Raw genomic sequence first — 17,028 nt, 5'->3', positions numbered from 1 at the left:
GTTTTACACAACGGCGATAAAAAAATCCCGTTTCCGAAAGCTCGAAAACGGGACTATATACTGTTATGGACAATTAACCCATTACTTCTTTTACCTTCAAACCGATTTCGGCAGGTGAGTCTACCACATGAATACCGTGTTCCCTCATGATTTTTTTCTTCGCTTGTGCCGTATCATCACTTCCACCAACAATAGCTCCAGCGTGCCCCATAGTTCTACCAGCTGGGGCAGTTTCTCCTGCGATAAAACCGACTACCGGTTTCTTGCTAAGACTTTCTTTATACCATTTGGCGGCATCGGCCTCTAACTGACCTCCGATTTCCCCAATCATAACAACACAATCTGTCTCTGGATCGTTGATCAAAAGTTCTACTGCTTCTTTTGTGGTCGTACCTATAATAGGATCACCACCAATACCAATTGCAGTCGTAATACCCAACCCTTGACGAACTACCTGATCGGCAGCTTCATAGGTAAGCGTTCCTGATTTTGAAACGATACCAACGTTACCTTTCTTAAAAACAAAACCTGGCATAATACCAACTTTCGCTTCACCGGGAGTAATTACCCCTGGGCAGTTAGGTCCGACCAAGCGGCAATCTTTACTTTTAATATAGTTGGATGCCTTGACCATATCGGCAACCGGAATACCTTCAGTAATAGTAATAATCACTTTTATTCCAGCATCAGCAGCTTCCATAATGGCATCTGCGGCAAATGCCGGTGGAACAAAGATAATAGTAGTATCTGCGCCCACTTTTTCTACAGCTTCTGCGACAGTGTTAAAAACAGGCTTACCCAAATGTTCTTGGCCACCTTTACCAGGTGTTACCCCACCGACTACGTTTGTACCGTAATCAATCATTTGTCCGGCATGGAAGGTGCCTTCACTACCTGTAAAACCCTGTACTATGATTTTGGAATCTTTATTTACTAAAACGCTCATGTTTTATGGTATTCGTTAATCGTTATTTATATCGTTTTGTCTTTTCAGCAATTAGAACAAAAATATGGGATTGCCATCGATTTCTAAAGGATTCGCCCCGTAATTATTTCTCTAATTTCTTCAAGATGTCCGGAATCTTTTTAACATAGGCCAATTGCCTCAATTTTTCACGTGATTCTTCTATTGGTGTACCGAAATAACTCTTACCGCCTTCTACGGATTTGGTTACACCCGTCTGCCCCATGATTACCGCTTTCTTTCCTATAGTTATACCGCTATTGGTACCGACCTGGCCCCATAAGGTAACTTCATCTTCAATAACAACGCAACCAGCTATACCCGTTTGGGAAGCTATTAGACACATTTCCCCAATCACGGTGTCATGGCCGACATGCACCTGATTATCTAGTTTAGTTCCTTTTTTGATGGTAGTGTCTCCAGTAACTCCCTTGTCGATGGTACACAATGATCCTATTTCTACATCATCTTCTAAAACGACCCTACCGCCAGAAACTAATTTATCAAAACCTGTTTCCCTTTTTTTATAGTAAAAAGCATCAGAACCTAAAACCGAACCTGAATGAATGATAACATTGTTTCCAATGACGCAATTATCATAGATAGAAACATTGGAGTGAATCAAGCAATCATTTCCGATTTTGACATGGTTACCAATAAATACATTAGGCTGAATCACAGTATTTTGACCAATTCTAGCTGTTGTAGCTATTGAATTAATGGCTCTCTCAAAAGGTTTGAAATAATTGGTGAGTTTATTGAAATCAGAAAAGGGATCTTCTGAAATCAATAAAGCTTTTCCCGCGGGACAATCGACTTGCTTGTTGATCAGAACAATTGTCGCCTTGCTTGATAGGGCTTTATCATAATATTTAGGGTGATCTACAAAAACGATATCACCGGCTTCGACGACATGAATTTCGTTCATACCCAATACAGGAAAATCTTCTGCACCCACAAATTGACAATCAATCAATGCAGCAATTTGCTTTAAGGTATGAGGTATCGGAAATTTCAATGGAAGCGTTTAAATGTACCTAATTCTACTAAACCGTTCAACAGAATTACTCTTTGACACGCTCCATATACGTGCCTTTATCTGTCTCTATTTTTATTTTATCGCCTTCATTTATGAACAGTGGTACGTTAACTTCGGCCCCTGTTTCAACCTTTGCCGGCTTTGTCGCGTTGGTTGCGGTGTTACCTTTTACACCTGGCTCGGTATAGGTAACTTCTAAAACTACACTTGCAGGCATTTCTACAGATAATGGCATACTGTCCTCTGTATTAAAAAGAATCTTAACCACTTCACCTTCTTTCAATAACCCAGGAGAATCCAATGCGCTTTCTTGAAGAGTGATTTGATTGTAATCATCGGTATTCATGAAGTGGAACGTCTCTCCTTCAGGATACAAAAATTGGTAGGAACGCGTCTCTACACGAACATCTTCTATTTTATGACCTGCAGAAAAGGTGTTATCCAATACCTTACCCGACGAGACGCTTTTCAATTTGGTTCGTACAAAAGCAGGGCCTTTACCTGGTTTTACATGTAAAAATTCAATGATTTTATAAATATCGTTATTGTAACGAATGCAAAGTCCTTTTCTAATATCTGATGTTGAAGCCATTTTTGGTCTACTGTTTATTTACTATTTATAAGAATGGATGCTGCCGTATTCAAAACAGCTTTATATATCATCCTAAAAAAAATGAATTAGTTATTACTGAAATATCCTTTCATGATTCCTCGTTGGGAATCTCTGATGAACTGTAGAATCTCATCCCTTTCAGGAGTAGCTTCCATTTCAGCCTCTATAATCTGTGTTGCCTGCGAATTGTTATAATGTCTTTGGTAAAGAATACGATATATATTCTGTATTTCACGTATTTTTTCAGATTGAAAACCGCGTCTACGCAATCCTACGGAGTTAATACCAACATATGAAAGTGGTTCACGAGCCGCTTTTACGAAGGGAGGAACATCTTTTCTCACCAAAGAACCACCGGTAACAAAAGCATGTTGCCCTACAGAAACAAATTGATGCACTGCTACAAGACCAGCTAATATAACATTATCGCCAATGGTTACATGTCCGGCCAAGGTCGAATTGTTAGAAAATATACAGTTATCACCCACCAAACAGTCATGGGCTACATGGCAATAGGCCATTATCAAACAATTTTTACCGATAACGGTCTTATTACGGTCAGAAGTACCCTTATGAATGGTCGCGCATTCTCGAATGGTAGTACCATCACCAATGCTTACAGTAGTATCTTCACCATTATATTTTAAATCTTGCGGAGGAGCTGAAATTACCGCCCCTGGAAAAATATTACAATTCTTACCGATACGGGCGCCCTCCATAATGGTTACATTAGACCCAATCCACGTGCCATCGCCAATTGTGACGTTGTTGTGTATGGTCGTAAACGGCTCTACCACAACATTTTTAGCAATTTTCGCTCCTGGATGAATGTAGGCAAGGGGTTGGTTCATACTATTTATTTGTTTTTTACAATTTGGGCCATTAATTCTGCCTCACAAACCAATTTATTGTTGGCATACGCATAAGCCTGCATATGACAAATTCCTCTTCGAATAGGAGATATCAAACTGCATTGAAAAATTAAAGTATCACCCGGAAGCACCTTTTGTTTGAACTTTACATTATCTATTTTCATGAAGAAAGTAAGGTAATTTTCGGGGTCAGGCACCGTACTCAGAACTAAAATACCGCCAGTTTGCGCCATAGCCTCTACTTGCAAAACCCCTGGCATTACAGGAGCCCCCGGAAAGTGACCTACAAAAAAAGGCTCGTTCATAGTAACGTTCTTCATACCCACTACGTGGTTATCGGAAAGTTCTATAATACGATCAATCAATAAGAAAGGTGGTCTATGGGGCAACATGGCCATTATTTGATGAATATCCATCAACGGTGGCTGGTCCAAGTCATATTTTGGTACGCGGTTGCGCTTTTCAACCTTGATTATCTTCGCTAATTTTTTAGCAAACTGGGTATTCACGTAATGCCCAGGCTTGTTCGCTATTATTTTACCTCGAATTCGAGTTCCGGCAAGGGCCAAATCACCTATAACATCTAACAATTTATGTCTTGCAGCTTCATTGGGCTGATGCAAAGTAAGATTGTCTAAGATACCATTGGGCTTTACCGAAAGCTTCTTTTTATCAAAGGCTTTTTCAAGCTTCTCCATAGTCTCTTCAGAAATTTCCTTATCGACATAAACTATGGCATTATTAAGATCACCCCCTTTTATAAGTCCGTTTTCCAAGAGCATTTCCAGCTCGTGGAGAAAACTAAAGGTTCTTGCGTCTGCAATTTCCTCTTTAAAGTCTGAAAGTCTTTCAAGGGTTGCATTCTGGGTGCCCAATACTTTGGTGCCAAAATCGACCATTGTAGTTACTTGGTAGCTATCTGATGGTATTACGGTAATTTCGCTACCCGTTGCTTCATCCTTATAAGAAATAACATCTTTTACGACATACTCTTCTCGTTCAGCCTCTTGCTCTTCGGCGCCTGCGGTCTCAAGTGCTTCAACAAAAAACTTTGCCGAACCATCCATAATCGGTGGTTCTGGAGCATCTAGCTCTATTAGAACATTATCGATTTCCATGCCTACCAATGCGGCCAACACGTGTTCTGAAGTTTGAATTTTAACCCCTCTTTTTTCAAGGTTCGTTCCTCTCTGTGTGTTTACCACATAGTTGGAATCGGCCTCTACAATAGGTTCTCCCTCTAAGTCAACTCTTTTAAATGCGTATCCGTGATTTTCCGGTGCCGGTAAAAATTTCATGGTCACCTCGGCGCCCGTATGAAGTCCGACACCTGTGAGAATCACCTCTTTTTTAATGGTTCTCTGTTTCATTCTTGTATTGCTCGCTGTATTTTTTTTCCAGTTCGTCAATTCTATTTGAAAATTTAGGTAAATTTTTAAAGTAGACGTATGATTTGTTATAATCGCCATAGTTCAGTGCAGGTGATCCCTGTAGGGTTTCATTATTCTGAACATTTCTACCGATACCTGACTGGGCTTGAATTTTCACATTATCGCCAATCGTAATATGGCCCACTATACCGACTTGCCCACCAATCATACAGTGTTTACCGATTTTGGTAGAACCTGCAATGCCAGTTTGCGCGGCGATTACAGTATGTTCACCAATTTCAACATTATGCGCTATTTGTATCTGATTGTCTAATTTGACCCCTCTACGTAAAATAGTAGAACCTAAAGTCGCACGGTCGATAGTGGTACCGGCACCAACATCTACATTATCTTCTAAAATCACATTGCCAGTTTGGGGCACTTTTTGAAATTCACCGTCTTTATTAGGACTAAACCCAAAACCATCTGCGCCGATAATAACACCACTATTTATAACACAATTCTTGCCGATTATGGACTCTGAATACACCTTGGCCCCAGCAAAAATGGTAACATTATCCGCAATTTTCACATTGTCGCCTATATATACATTGGGGTAAATCTTCACATTGTCACCAATAGTAATGTTACTTCCCAAATAAGAAAAAGCGCCTAAATAGAAACCCTCACCATAAGTTGCGCTATCTGATATATATACGGGTTCTTCTATACCTGTCTTATTATTCTTTACCTGGTTATAAAACTCCAGCACTTTTGAAAAAGCTTCATATGCATCATTCACTTTTATAAGAGTCGTGTCAAGCTTTTGTTCGGGCACGAAGTCTTTATTTACAATGGTTATCGAAGCCTTTGTAGTATAGATGTGGGATGTATATTTTGGATTTGCCAAGAAGGTTAAAGAACCCTTTTCCCCTTCTTCTATTTTAGCGAGTCTATGAACAGCTATCTCTGGATTTCCCTCGAGTTCGCCCTCTAAAATTCCCGCAATTTGACCTGCCGTGAATACCATGGGCACAAAAGTAAGAAAAATTGTCAAACAGAATCTTTGGGGTAACAGATATAATATTTCGTTACTGTGTTTGACAGTGCTTTTAGATTTAATTGATCGGAAGCTTTAGCGACATCTATTAACTTACCGTTCTTCTTCAAAATATTTATATGTTGCCTATTTTGATTATAAGCCCTGTTCTCTATTTCACCGGTGAACACAAAATAAGAGGCTTCATGGTCAGAAAGAGAATAATTCTCTTTGACCTCTATTATATATCTTTCGAATTTTGCATTATCGATAGGCTTATTTTTTAATTTGACTTTCAACAACCTACGGTTCAAAAGCATTTCGGAAAGATTTGACAACACGAAATCATCATTTTTACGCCAAGTCTTAATCGCAGAAAGAATATCTATATCATCTAATTGGGCAAAAGTATCAAGCACATTCTTGTCAAAATCTTCTCGTTCTATTCTATTTTTCATAAAAAAACGTAAGGGTTCGCTGCAAACCTGCAGTTGTTCATCGTCAAGAATTTCTTTTGCTCGTTTTAAAACCCTAATCAGTAGCTGCTCGGCAACAATACCCGTTTTATGAAGATATACCTGCCAATACATGAACCGACGGGCAATTAAAAATTTTTCCACGGAATAAATAGCCTTTTCTTCTACGACCAAGTGACCGTCAATCACATTTAGCATAGATATCAACCGCTCAGAATTTATATTGCCTTCGGCAACACCTGTATAAAAGCTATCTCGTTTCAAATAGTCCAACCGATCCATATCCAACTGGCTCGAAACTAACTGGATAAGAAAAGGTTTTTGATGTAGGCCCTTAAAAATGGAAATGGCCGTATTTAAACTCCCGTTAAAAGTACGATTCAAGGTTTCCATAAATTGAAGCGAAATATATTCGTGATTTGTACTTTCTACAATACTATGTTCCATGGCATGTGAGAAAGGCCCGTGCCCTATATCGTGCAACAAAATGGCACAGTACAAACCATTTTCTTCTTCATTAGTGATCTCAACACCCTTAAAACGTAAAACTTGTACCGCTTTTTGCATCAGATGCATACTACCAAGCGCATGATGAAACCGCGTATGATGTGCCCCCGGATAGACCAAATATGATAATCCCATTTGCGAGATCCGTCTTAATCTTTGAAAATAAGGGTGTGCTATAAGATCAAATACAAGAGGACTGGGTATAGTTATAAATCCGTAAATTGGATCATTGAAGATCTTTAACTTTTTTGATGTTGTCAAAGTAAATTGGTTTACCATATTTTGGAGCCAAAGTTAACCAAAAGCACTACGAATCGACTGAAAGAAAAAGGCATTTTCAAGATTTCACTTAAGTTTGATCTAATCTCATATCTCGAAGCGTAAATAATATCAGCGCCTAAATAATAATTGAAAAGAACAGAATGAATAAAATCTCCATTCTTTGGGTAGATGATGAAATAGACCTATTAAAGCCTCACATTATATTTTTAGAAGGTAAGAATTACAAAGTAGTGACCTGCAAAAGTGGCCAAGAAGCCCTCGAAGAACTACAGAAAACCAGCGTCGACATTGTGTTTTTAGACGAAAACATGCCAGGTATCTCAGGGTTGGAAACATTAAATGAAATCAAGATCATAGATTCCTCGCTGCCCGTAGTCATGATAACAAAAAGTGAAGAAGAATTTATTATGGAAGAGGCTATCGGTTCAAAAATTGCCGATTATCTCATTAAACCGGTAAACCCACATCAAATACTTCTATCTCTTAAAAAGAACCTTGATCATTCTCGTTTGGTTTCAGAAAAAACGACCGCCAATTACCAACAAGAATTTCGAAAAATCGCCATGGATTTATCTATGGTCAATTCAATAGAAGAATGGATCGATTTATATAAAAAATTGATTTATTGGGAAATGCGACTTGAAGATATTGAAGACAATAGTATGTTTGAAATATTGGAGTCACAAAAAACCGAGGCCAACAATCATTTCGGAAAATTTGTAGATCGCAATTATGTCGATTGGTTCAATGGTAATGGCCCAGTGATGTCGCACACTCTTTTTAAAGAATGGATACAACCTGAAATCAAAGACGCTCCCACTCTATTGCTGGTAATAGATAATTTGAGATATGACCAATGGTATGCTTTTGAAGACAGTGTAAGCTCTTTCTATAAAAAGAACAGAGAAGATTCATATGTAAGTATTCTACCCACGGCTACGCAATACGCCCGTAATTCCATATTCTCAGGGTTAACACCTTTGGATATGGAAAAAAAATATCCCCAATGGTGGAAGAACGATACCGACGAAGGAGGGAAAAACCTTCATGAGGCTGATTTTTTAGGTACACAAATCAAACGCCTAGGTCTAGACCTTAAGTGGGAATATCATAAAATTAGCAGTTTAAAGCAAGGGAAACATCTTTCTCAAAACTTTAAATCACAAAAGGACAACGACCTTACCGTAATCGTTTATAATTTTGTCGATATGCTTTCCCATTCAAAAACCGAAATGGAAGTAATAAAAGAATTGGCAGGCAACGATAAAGCATATCGTTCATTGACCCAAAGTTGGTTTAAGAATTCTCCCCTTTTAGAGATTATTCAACAAGCGCAGCAATTGGGCATGAAATTGATTATTACTACCGACCATGGTACAATAAATGTAAAGCAACCTTCTAAAGTAATCGGTGATAAAGAAACAAGTTTGAATCTTCGTTATAAAACTGGTCGTAGTTTAACTTTTGAAGATAAAGAGGTGCTCGCAGCGAAAGATCCCGAAAAAATTCATCTACCTCGTATCAATGTAAGCAGCTCATTTATCTTTGCAAAGAACGATTTGTTTTTTGCATACCCCAACAATTACAACCATTACGTAAGTTATTATCGAAACACTTACCAGCATGGTGGGGTTTCTCTAGAAGAAATGATTATTCCGTTTATAGTGCTTTCACCCAAATAATTATAGTATTTCTATGAATGTAGTTTACAAAGAGTCACAATTACCAAACATTGCCCGTCAACTTTTAAACGAATCGAAATCTAAAACAATAACTTTCTTTGCACCTATGGGTGCTGGTAAAACCACTCTAATTAAGAGCCTCGTACAAGAATTGGGCGGAAAAGATACTGGTAGCAGCCCTACATTCGGCATAGTTAATGAATATCATAATGAACAAGATAAATTATTGGCTTACCATTTTGATTTTTACCGACTTAATGATGAAATGGAAGCCTTAGATCTGGGGTTGGAAGATTACCTAAATCAAGACTGCTATGTGTTCATCGAGTGGCCCGAAAAAATAGAGAATCTCATACCCGCTGATTGTCAAAAAGTTATCATTGAAGTTATGGATACGCACACAAGAAGAATTAGATTGATTTAATAAACCTTGACTCTTTAAAAACAGGCAGCCCACGTTTTTTTAGCGTTAATAAATTATTGCTTTGAGATAGTTAAAATCGATGAGATGTCAAATTATAACGATTAAATGTAATTTTTCTGGGATTAATAACATTTTATTAGTGGTTTTTTTCCTACTTTTGAAGTGTTGAACTTAATAAATATATAACCAAAACCCTCGGAAATGAAAAGAATCGTATTTGGCCTTTTGGCATGTGTAACATTGTTAGCCGTATCTTGTGAAACCAATTCTACTGCGGAAGATGATAGTATTTATGAAGTTGGAATAGAAAAGAAGCATCTTAGACCAGTAAACTAACCTGAATTAAGATTAATGAGGTGTAAAGAGCAATAATATTGCTCTTTTTTTGTTTGACATTGTGAAGACCAAAAATTACAATGCGATTAAACAATAACAATAAGAAGTTTAAGAATAGAATAGCTATTGAATCAGTTATAATCTTCTTCGTAGCTATTTCACCCATTCTTTTTAAGCTGTATGATTATCTTCCGGATGATCCAGAGGCCAAATTTGATTTTTTGGGATTTACAATAGAAAATAATGGGTTTCATAGTGTGTCTGTATATTTTTGGTTTTTAATGAGCAAAATCATTCCATTATATCTTTTGATTTTCTGGTTTTTCACTTCTAAAAATTGGTGGTACCATATTATTATTATCCCTATAGCAATGTATGCTTTTCAGGTTTTTGAGGTGCTTTTTGATTCTGATGATAATATAGATACCGAAAATATTTGGTGGTTGCTTCCAATTTGTATGTTAGTTATTCCATTTGTTTACTTCATTAGAATCAAACTTTACGATAAATATGTTCATGGCATAGACCTTGAAGCCATGGAGGCCGAACTAAAAGAGCTAAAGCAAAAACAGGCCAACGAGACAGCAAAAAAAATGAATAAAGGGATCAGTGAAAGCGAAGAAACTATGATACCCAATTCGATTTCAGAAGAAATTAATGAAAAATTATCTACGCATAATTTAAGTTCTAAACTAAAAAAAATATTCAACTTCAACTAAGTCCACCAGTTTCGTCTGAAGTCATAGTACAAGTCTTCATCGGACCCTACATCTACCTCTAGTTTTCCTTTTACATTTCACAAAATGTCGTATTTTTACTGTTAATCGAAACCATTGCGATTAGTAGCTTAAACTATGAACCAACCATCCTCTCCATTTAGTAAGCAACAACTGCTTCCTCAAGAAGAAACTTTAGAAGTGCTACGCCAAAAAAGAGAACTTTACATTGGCATTCCGAAAGAGAATCAATATCAAGAACAACGAATTTGTCTAACGCCCGATGCAGTTAATGCCATAACCTCTAACGGACATAGAGTATTAGTCGAATCAGGTGCCGGAGAAGGTGCCGATTATACCGACCTAGATTTTACAAATGCCGGCGCTGAAATCACAAGAGATACCAAAAAGGTATTTTCTTGTCCACTTCTTTTGAAAGTAGAACCTCCTACTCTATCAGAGATTGAAATGCTTAACCCCCAAACGACCGTCATTTCAGCTTTGCAGTTAAAGACCCAAACCAAGGGTTATTTTGAAAAACTGGCGAAAAAACGAGTCACCGCCATTGCCTTTGAATACATTAGAGATGATGATGGAAAATACCCAGCAGTTCGTTCTTTAAGTGAAATTGCCGGTATCTCATCAGTGCTCATCGCTTCTGAAATTATGGCGGCTACCAATGACGGAAATGGGTTAATGTTCGGTAACATTAGTGGCGTACCACCTGTAGAGGTCGTAATTATTGGTGCTGGAACAGTGGGTGAATTTGCCGCCCGGTCAGCTATTGGGTTAGGGGCTAATGTGAAAATATTCGACAATTCTATTACCAAATTACGTAATATTCAAGCCAACCTTAGACAGACGGTATACACCTCTACTATTCAACCAAAGAATCTATTGAAATCTTTAAAACGATGCGATGTAGCAATAGGAGCTACGCGCGGTAAAGACAGAACACCGGTCGTTGTATCAAGCAACATGGTCGAACACATGAAAAAAGGCGCCGTAATTATCGATGTTAGCATCGATATGGGCGGTTGTTTTGAAACTAGCGAGGTAACCAATCATGCCAAGCCTACGATAGAAAAATTTGGGGTTATACACTATGGTGTACCGAACATACCTTCTCGCTACCCCAAAACCGCTACCATTTCTATAAGTAATATTTTTACGCCTTATTTGTTGGAACTGGGTGAAAATGGAGGAATGGAAAATTCATTAAGATTCAATAAAGGTCTTAGAAACGGACTTTACATGTATCATGGAATTTTAACGAATAAATCGGTAGGTGAATGGTTTGACCTTCAATATAGCGATATTAATTTTTTGATTTTCTAAAGTCACTCACTCCTCTAAAAACTACAATCACTATTTACCTTCAAGTTCTCTAGGTATTCGTATTTTTGTGCCCTCAAATAATCTAGGGCATTTTTAGAGCTCTTACCTGTATCATCTATATGGCTTTTTTAAAACGTTTGGGGTTTTACCTCGTCGGCTTATCTATCGGAATAGTTTTTCTCACCTTTTTTCTAAAAAAAAAGTCTGAGGATACCGGTGCTGAATTTTGCTACTTCCCAAATTGCAGGGCGTTAAAAGATTTACGCTCAAAACCCATTAGCTTTTCAGACAATGTGAGCCAATTGATGAAAACAAAAAAATTGGACACTTTGGATATTACCCGATTCTTAAAAGAAGGGAGTGTTGATTTTGGACAAAGTGATACGAAATCAAACCCATGCAAAATATATATTGTAGAGGGCGATTTAAAAAACAATCATGCCACCCTACAATTTAAAAATTGCCGAGATAGGGTTGTCCTCGAAGAAATCAACAACTAAGATTTCTATATTTTTCTTCTTTTACGTTCTTTCTCAAGTAAATTCAACTCTCTGGTCGTTTGCCCCGCCACCGAAGTGTTTTCGTCAGCTCTGCGTATAAGATAGGGCATTACATCTCTTACCGGACCGAACGGAAGATATTTTGCCACCTTGTACCCTTTGTCGGCAAGATTAAACGAAATATGGTCACTCATACCGTACAGTTGACCGAACCATATGCGACTATCATTATTTTTAACGCCCTTTTCGGCCATTAGTTCCATCAAACGGTAACAACTATTTTCATTATGGGTGCCAGCAAAAATCTCTATAGTATCTAGATAATCTATCATATAGGTAATAGCATCATCAAAATTGGTGTCGGTTTCCTTCTTTGAGGCACAAATCGGGGTGGCATACCCTTTTTCTTCAGCCCTTTCATTCTCCTTTTCCATATAAGCGCCGCGCACGACCTTAAATCCAATTTTGAAATTTTCTTCCTCGGCTTTTTTATGTAACCTTTTCAGGTAGTCCATCCTATCCCAACGGTACATTTGCAAAGTGTTGTAGACTATAGCCTTTTCTTTATTATACTTGCGCATCATATCTTCTACCAAAAGATCAGCGGCATCTTGAATCCAACTCTCTTCAGCATCGATCAATAAAGAAACGCCTAGGTCATGTGCCTTTTTACATGTTTTATCAAAGCGATTGACTACTCTTTGCCATTCTGCTTTCTCCTCATTTGTTAGTGTTTTCCCCTCATTAACTTTATGAAATAACGAAAAACGACCGTAACCCGTGGGCTTGAAAACAGCATAAGGTATCGCCTCTTTTTCCTTTACGAAATCGAGCACTTTCAATATCATTTCCAATGCATCGTCTAGAGGGTCTTCGGTATCTTTACCTTCTACCGAATAATCCAATACCGAACATACATTTTTCTCATACATTCTATCGACAGTAGGCAAACAATCAAATTCGTTTACACCTCCACAAAAATGGTCGAAAACAGTAGCCCTTATTAATTTCTCAACTGGCAAATGAGTTTTTATTGCAAAATTGGTCAATGTCTTACCAATGCGCACCAAAGGTTCGTTTGCAATCATTTTAAATAAAAAGTATGCACGCTCCAACTCTGAATCGGTCTTCAAGGCAAATGCGGTTGCGGTATCTTCAAATATTCTTTTCATTACAGCAAGTTAAAAATGGGGGCAAATATAAAGACACAAAATCTATTCTTAGCCCAAAAAATATCCTTTATTTTGTACTTAACATTTTATAAAGATTTAAGCCCTCGGGCAGTACTAATTTGAGTTCTAATGCAATCAATTATTTCTTCTTCATACGCCGTACATTTTAATCAAAGAGCTTACGATGCGCTTAACGAACATTTGTCAAACAAATCATACTCTAAAATATTCATCATTGTAGATGAAAACACCCATGAGCACTGCCTTGCAGGATTTATGACCTATATTCAAGGGGATTATAATTTTGAAATCATCGAACTTGAATCGGGCGAAGAGAATAAAAATATTGACACGTGTACTCAAGTATGGAATGTTCTTTCAGAATTGGATGGTGACCGCAAGAGTCTAATTATAAATTTAGGAGGAGGGGTAATTACCGACTTAGGCGGGTTTGTTGCTTCAACCTTTAAAAGGGGCATTGCTTTCATAAACGTACCTACCACCCTACTCTCGATGGTCGATGCGTCAGTTGGAGGCAAAACGGGGGTAGATCTCGGAGCCCTAAAAAATCAAATAGGTGTTATCAACCAACCGGAGATGGTGCTAGTGGTCTCTGATTTCTTGAAAACCTTGGAAGAGCGCCAATTGCTGAGCGGTTTTGCAGAAATGCTCAAGCACGGCCTTATTCAGAGCGATACGTACTGGAACGATCTTAAAGAGGTTTCTAATTTCTCATTGATCGATGAACTAATATATGAATCGGTAATGATTAAGAACAAGGTGGTTCTTGAAGACCCTACAGAACAAAACCTGAGAAAAATACTTAATTACGGCCATACGCTCGGTCACGCCATAGAATCTTATTTTTTAGAAGATGTAACGAAAGAAAGTTTGCTTCATGGTGAAGCCATTGCTATCGGCATGATACTAGAGGCATATTTATCAAAGGAGTTGACAGGCTTATCAGACAAAACACTAACCGATATAAAGTCTACCTTCTTAGAAAGATATAAAAAGGTTGAATTTTCAAAAGATGATATCAAAGCAATTCTGTCACTCTTAAAATTCGACAAGAAAAACTCTCACGGCAATGTCAACTTTGTGCTTCTTAAAAGCTTGGGCGAACCCGCAATCGATATTACTGTTCCCGATAATTTATTTCTCGAAGCATTTGCATACTACGCCGAAGACTAACTTCATATACTTAAACTCACGGTTTACAACTCTTTGGTTTATAGCTAGGTAAAATTGCATAGATTAGGTTAGAATTAAAAACAACCTTTTATCTATCTCGATTTTTATCGAACAAAACTTATTTAGCCATGCTCCGAAAATTAATTGATTACAAGAAATTAGACCACGCTTTAGCCGCCTTATTAATTGAAAGCTATCCCGATGGGTATGGTGATGATGATATCATCATATTTAAAAATCTGAAGGGTGATACCGTTGAAGCGGTTGAAATTAAGACCGATGATACTATCTACTTGGTGAAAATCAGCAAAAGTTTGGCGAAATTTATTTCCGATTTTGACGACAATATAGAAAAAGAACTGAAATCAAAACCAGAAGGAATCTTAGAAGAAAGTGAGACTCAAACTTATGATACGGAAATGGAGACCGATATGGAGTTTGAAGAAGACTTAGAATAATTACAATTCTTTCACTTGCCTTTTGGCAGGGCATTTTCATTGGGTTCTACCTTCTCTTCAATATAGTTGGCATATTGAAAAGTAAATTCCGAGCCGAAAAACATAATTAAGCAGGTATAGTAAACCCAAAGTAGTATCAAAACTACCGAAGAAGCTCCGCCATACACAGAAGTGGGGTCACTGGTAGAAAAATAATACCCTAACATATATTCCCCCAATAGGAAGAGAACGGTAGTAAGTGCCGCACCCAAAAATGTCGTTTTCCACCGTATATGAATATCGGGCAATAATCTGAACAAGGCAGCGAAAAGACCAGTTATCACGCAAAAAGGAAGTAACAGACTAAAGAATGTAGCAATAACAACGGCAATATCTGGCGCAAAAGCACTAATATAAGTACTCAAAGCTTTTAAAACCACCGATAACACTAGGGAGATAAGAAACAAAAAACCCAAAACCAGAACCATACCGAACGAAATAACCCGATCGCGCAACATCTGCAGCCAGACCGTTTTTTTTGATTCTACATTCCAAATATCGTTCATAGCCTTTTTTAACCGCACGAATACACCCGTAGCACCAAAAAGAAGCATACCCACACCAATAACTACGGTAATTGTCGAACCTTCGTTTAGAGATGCATTGGCAATCATACCTTCAATCGCCTCAGACACCCCTTCACCGATCAGCCCACCAATTTTATCAACAATCTTACCCCTTACCGCCTCTACACCATAAATAGAACCCGCGATCCAGGCAACCAACATTAATAGAGAAGGCAAAGAAAATAGAGCATAGTAGGCTACAATCGCGCTATTACCGAATGGATCATTATCAACCCAAGAAAGACCGGTTTTTTTCAATAAGGACCAAAATAACTTTAACTTTTCTAAAATCATAGATAACGTTCACGAAGTATATTTCTGTGGTGTCTTTGATGTCCACATATCGCAAAACCAACAGCACCAACACTCCAGTCCAAATTACTTGCCATACCCTTTAGCCTCAACCCTTCTTCATCTAGGTTTTCAAAGAGCTGTATCGTAGAATTTCTGACCGCTTTGTATTCTTCTACTATGCTTTCTTTAGAACGAAGATTGGCATTTGAGTAGGGTACATAATCATCTTGCTCGAAACCAGGCAATGAAGTTTTATCTCCTCTGGAAAATCGTAAAGCACGGTACTGGAATACACGTTCTGAATCGATAATGTGTACTAATACTTCCGCTATAGACCATTTACCTTCAGCATATCTGTAAGACATCTTATCATCGGATATACTCGCAATAAAATTGGGGAAATTTTTCAATTGACGCTTTAGCATATCCAGCAAATCGACGTCATCCAAAAGATCGATATAGTTTTTATAGAATGGATACGGGGCATCAAATTTTAATTCGGACATTCTCATACCCACGAAGCTAAAAAAAAATCCCAAGCGATATGCTCGGGATTGAATAAATTAAAAACGTTATTGCTATTTACAATTCGTTAAAGATCATGTGCATTAAACGTTTCTTATCATTTATGCTTTCCTCTAACGAAATCATCGTCTCAGTTCTGCTAATACCATCTATATCATCTATCTTGAATATAATATTCTTAGCATGATTGGTATCTTTTGCCCTGATTTTACAGAAAATATTAAATTTTCCGGTAGTGATATGAGCAACCGTAACGTTTGGAATTTCCTCTAAGCGCTCCAAAACGAATTTTGTCTGGTGGGTTTTTTCCAAAAAGATACCCACATATGCGATAAATGCGTAACCGAGTTTAACATAATCTAAAGTCAAAGAAGAGCCCTTTATAATACCGGCTTCTTCCATTTTTTTAACCCTCACATGCACAGTACCCGCAGAAATCAATAGCTTTTTTGCAATGTCTGTAAAGGGAGTTCTGGTATTGTCTATCAACATATCCAGAATCTGATGGTCAATTTCGTCTAATTTTACTTTTCCCATAATGGTTAGAATTTCAGCAAAAATAAAAAATTATAAAATAAAACGCATCAAAACTTCATTTTTTATAACAAAACCGTAACGAAAA

The 17,028-nt window shown here is 37.7% G+C and carries 19 protein-coding genes; 8 read left to right on the top strand and 11 right to left on the bottom strand.

Annotated features, from left to right (window positions below; genetic code table 11):
- Positions 1–73: 73 nt before the first annotated feature.
- From sucD to IV512_RS02230, 7 genes are all read right to left on the bottom strand, one after another.
- Positions 74–946: a succinate--CoA ligase subunit alpha gene (sucD, locus tag IV512_RS02260; protein WP_209400209.1), complete on the bottom strand. Its 873-nt coding sequence runs from the start codon at positions 944–946 to the stop codon at positions 74–76.
- A gap of 103 nt (positions 947–1,049) precedes the next feature.
- Positions 1,050–1,982, bottom strand: a complete 933-nt coding sequence (locus IV512_RS02255; RefSeq protein ID WP_209400208.1) for a UDP-3-O-(3-hydroxymyristoyl)glucosamine N-acyltransferase — start codon at positions 1,980–1,982, stop codon at positions 1,050–1,052.
- A 46-nt stretch (positions 1,983–2,028) separates the two neighbouring features.
- On the bottom strand, positions 2,029–2,595 hold the full coding sequence (gene efp, locus IV512_RS02250; protein WP_100868700.1) for an elongation factor P: 567 nt from the start codon (positions 2,593–2,595) through the stop codon (positions 2,029–2,031).
- An 86-nt stretch (positions 2,596–2,681) separates the two neighbouring features.
- Positions 2,682–3,467: an acyl-ACP--UDP-N-acetylglucosamine O-acyltransferase gene (lpxA, locus tag IV512_RS02245; RefSeq protein ID WP_100868701.1), complete on the bottom strand. Its 786-nt coding sequence runs from the start codon at positions 3,465–3,467 to the stop codon at positions 2,682–2,684.
- A 5-nt stretch (positions 3,468–3,472) separates the two neighbouring features.
- The gene (locus tag IV512_RS02240) at positions 3,473–4,858 is read right to left on the bottom strand and encodes a bifunctional UDP-3-O-[3-hydroxymyristoyl] N-acetylglucosamine deacetylase/3-hydroxyacyl-ACP dehydratase (protein ID WP_209400207.1); all 1,386 of its coding nucleotides are present in this window, start codon (positions 4,856–4,858) and stop codon (positions 3,473–3,475) included.
- Positions 4,839–5,888, bottom strand: coding sequence for a UDP-3-O-(3-hydroxymyristoyl)glucosamine N-acyltransferase (lpxD, locus tag IV512_RS02235; protein WP_209400697.1), 1,050 nt, complete (start codon positions 5,886–5,888; stop codon positions 4,839–4,841). Before lpxD ends, IV512_RS02240 begins: the two co-directional genes overlap by 20 nt.
- Positions 5,889–5,911: 23 nt before the next feature.
- Entirely contained in the window at positions 5,912–7,141 is a 1,230-nt protein-coding gene (locus tag IV512_RS02230; RefSeq protein WP_209400206.1) for an HD domain-containing protein, read from the bottom strand.
- Positions 7,142–7,302: 161 nt separating this feature from the next.
- Here IV512_RS02230 and IV512_RS02225 point away from each other — a divergent pair, with 161 nt between their 5' ends.
- The 6 genes from IV512_RS02225 to IV512_RS02205 all read left to right on the top strand — a co-directional run bounded on the left by IV512_RS02225 (position 7,303) and on the right by IV512_RS02205 (position 12,158).
- Positions 7,303–8,844 carry a bifunctional response regulator/alkaline phosphatase family protein gene (locus IV512_RS02225; RefSeq protein WP_209400204.1) on the top strand — a complete coding sequence of 514 codons (1,542 nt, stop codon included), beginning with the start codon at positions 7,303–7,305 and terminating at the stop codon, positions 8,842–8,844.
- Between the two features lie 13 nt (positions 8,845–8,857).
- The gene (tsaE, locus tag IV512_RS02220; protein ID WP_209400202.1) at positions 8,858–9,268 is read left to right on the top strand and encodes a tRNA (adenosine(37)-N6)-threonylcarbamoyltransferase complex ATPase subunit type 1 TsaE; all 411 of its coding nucleotides are present in this window, start codon (positions 8,858–8,860) and stop codon (positions 9,266–9,268) included.
- 201 nt (positions 9,269–9,469) lie between these two features.
- Positions 9,470–9,604 (top strand): hypothetical protein, encoded by a 135-nt coding sequence (locus tag IV512_RS19945; RefSeq protein ID WP_256439252.1) that lies wholly within the window; start codon positions 9,470–9,472, stop codon positions 9,602–9,604.
- A gap of 80 nt (positions 9,605–9,684) precedes the next feature.
- Positions 9,685–10,323 (top strand): hypothetical protein, encoded by a 639-nt coding sequence (locus IV512_RS02215; RefSeq protein ID WP_209400200.1) that lies wholly within the window; start codon positions 9,685–9,687, stop codon positions 10,321–10,323.
- A 135-nt stretch (positions 10,324–10,458) separates the two neighbouring features.
- Positions 10,459–11,658, top strand: coding sequence for an alanine dehydrogenase (locus tag IV512_RS02210; protein ID WP_209400198.1), 1,200 nt, complete (start codon positions 10,459–10,461; stop codon positions 11,656–11,658).
- Between the two features lie 119 nt (positions 11,659–11,777).
- Positions 11,778–12,158, top strand: a complete 381-nt coding sequence (locus IV512_RS02205) for a DUF4258 domain-containing protein (RefSeq protein ID WP_209400196.1) — start codon at positions 11,778–11,780, stop codon at positions 12,156–12,158.
- A gap of 5 nt (positions 12,159–12,163) precedes the next feature.
- Here the strand turns inward: IV512_RS02205 and IV512_RS02200 are convergent, their stop codons facing one another.
- The gene (locus IV512_RS02200) at positions 12,164–13,330 is read right to left on the bottom strand and encodes a proline dehydrogenase family protein (RefSeq protein WP_209400195.1); all 1,167 of its coding nucleotides are present in this window, start codon (positions 13,328–13,330) and stop codon (positions 12,164–12,166) included.
- A gap of 129 nt (positions 13,331–13,459) precedes the next feature.
- Here IV512_RS02200 and aroB point away from each other — a divergent pair, with 129 nt between their 5' ends.
- A complete protein-coding gene (gene aroB / locus IV512_RS02195; protein WP_209400194.1) occupies positions 13,460–14,524 on the top strand; it encodes a 3-dehydroquinate synthase in 1,065 nt (354 codons plus the stop codon).
- Positions 14,525–14,652: 128 nt separating this feature from the next.
- Complete coding sequence (locus tag IV512_RS02190) at positions 14,653–14,982, top strand: hypothetical protein (protein WP_209400193.1); 330 nt, start codon at positions 14,653–14,655, stop codon at positions 14,980–14,982.
- An 11-nt stretch (positions 14,983–14,993) separates the two neighbouring features.
- Here IV512_RS02190 and IV512_RS02185 read toward each other — a convergent pair whose 3' ends face one another.
- From IV512_RS02185 to IV512_RS02175, 3 genes are all read right to left on the bottom strand, one after another.
- Positions 14,994–15,881 (bottom strand): YihY/virulence factor BrkB family protein, encoded by an 888-nt coding sequence (locus IV512_RS02185; protein ID WP_209400192.1) that lies wholly within the window; start codon positions 15,879–15,881, stop codon positions 14,994–14,996.
- On the bottom strand, positions 15,878–16,387 hold the full coding sequence (locus tag IV512_RS02180; protein WP_371743244.1) for a DinB family protein: 510 nt from the start codon (positions 16,385–16,387) through the stop codon (positions 15,878–15,880). Before IV512_RS02180 ends, IV512_RS02185 begins: the two co-directional genes overlap by 4 nt.
- Before the next feature lie 76 nt (positions 16,388–16,463).
- Entirely contained in the window at positions 16,464–16,943 is a 480-nt protein-coding gene (locus IV512_RS02175) for an Lrp/AsnC family transcriptional regulator (RefSeq protein WP_100868714.1), read from the bottom strand.
- Between the last annotated feature and the right edge of the window lie 85 nt (positions 16,944–17,028).

Origin of the sequence: Pseudozobellia sp. WGM2 (assembly GCF_017810075.1) — a bacterium.
In the GTDB taxonomy this organism is placed as follows: domain Bacteria; phylum Bacteroidota; class Bacteroidia; order Flavobacteriales; family Flavobacteriaceae; genus JADNYK01.
Note: the sequence above shows the minus strand (reverse complement) of the source record. Positions and strands in the feature narration are given on the sequence as shown.

Bases quoted from the DNA above. Each gene is read 5' to 3' on its own strand.
- sucD (WP_209400209.1), bottom strand. From the start codon at position 946: ATGAGCGTTTTAGTAAATAAAGATTCCAAAATCATAGTACAGGGTTTT.
- efp (WP_100868700.1), bottom strand. From the start codon at position 2,595: ATGGCTTCAACATCAGATATTAGAAAAGGACTTTGCATTCGTTACAAT.
- lpxA (WP_100868701.1), bottom strand. From the start codon at position 3,467: ATGAACCAACCCCTTGCCTACATTCATCCAGGAGCGAAAATTGCTAAA.
- IV512_RS02240 (WP_209400207.1), bottom strand. From the start codon at position 4,858: ATGAAACAGAGAACCATTAAAAAAGAGGTGATTCTCACAGGTGTCGGA.
- lpxD (WP_209400697.1), bottom strand. From the start codon at position 5,888: ATGGTATTCACGGCAGGTCAAATTGCGGGAATTTTAGAGGGCGAACTC.
- IV512_RS02225 (WP_209400204.1), top strand. From the start codon at position 7,303: ATGAATAAAATCTCCATTCTTTGGGTAGATGATGAAATAGACCTATTA.
- tsaE (WP_209400202.1), top strand. From the start codon at position 8,858: ATGAATGTAGTTTACAAAGAGTCACAATTACCAAACATTGCCCGTCAA.
- IV512_RS19945 (WP_256439252.1), top strand. From the start codon at position 9,470: ATGAAAAGAATCGTATTTGGCCTTTTGGCATGTGTAACATTGTTAGCC.
- IV512_RS02215 (WP_209400200.1), top strand. From the start codon at position 9,685: ATGCGATTAAACAATAACAATAAGAAGTTTAAGAATAGAATAGCTATT.
- IV512_RS02210 (WP_209400198.1), top strand. From the start codon at position 10,459: ATGAACCAACCATCCTCTCCATTTAGTAAGCAACAACTGCTTCCTCAA.
- IV512_RS02205 (WP_209400196.1), top strand. From the start codon at position 11,778: ATGGCTTTTTTAAAACGTTTGGGGTTTTACCTCGTCGGCTTATCTATC.
- IV512_RS02200 (WP_209400195.1), bottom strand. From the start codon at position 13,330: ATGAAAAGAATATTTGAAGATACCGCAACCGCATTTGCCTTGAAGACC.
- aroB (WP_209400194.1), top strand. From the start codon at position 13,460: ATGCAATCAATTATTTCTTCTTCATACGCCGTACATTTTAATCAAAGA.
- IV512_RS02190 (WP_209400193.1), top strand. From the start codon at position 14,653: ATGCTCCGAAAATTAATTGATTACAAGAAATTAGACCACGCTTTAGCC.
- IV512_RS02185 (WP_209400192.1), bottom strand. From the start codon at position 15,881: ATGATTTTAGAAAAGTTAAAGTTATTTTGGTCCTTATTGAAAAAAACC.
- IV512_RS02180 (WP_371743244.1), bottom strand. From the start codon at position 16,387: ATGTCCGAATTAAAATTTGATGCCCCGTATCCATTCTATAAAAACTAT.
- IV512_RS02175 (WP_100868714.1), bottom strand. From the start codon at position 16,943: ATGGGAAAAGTAAAATTAGACGAAATTGACCATCAGATTCTGGATATG.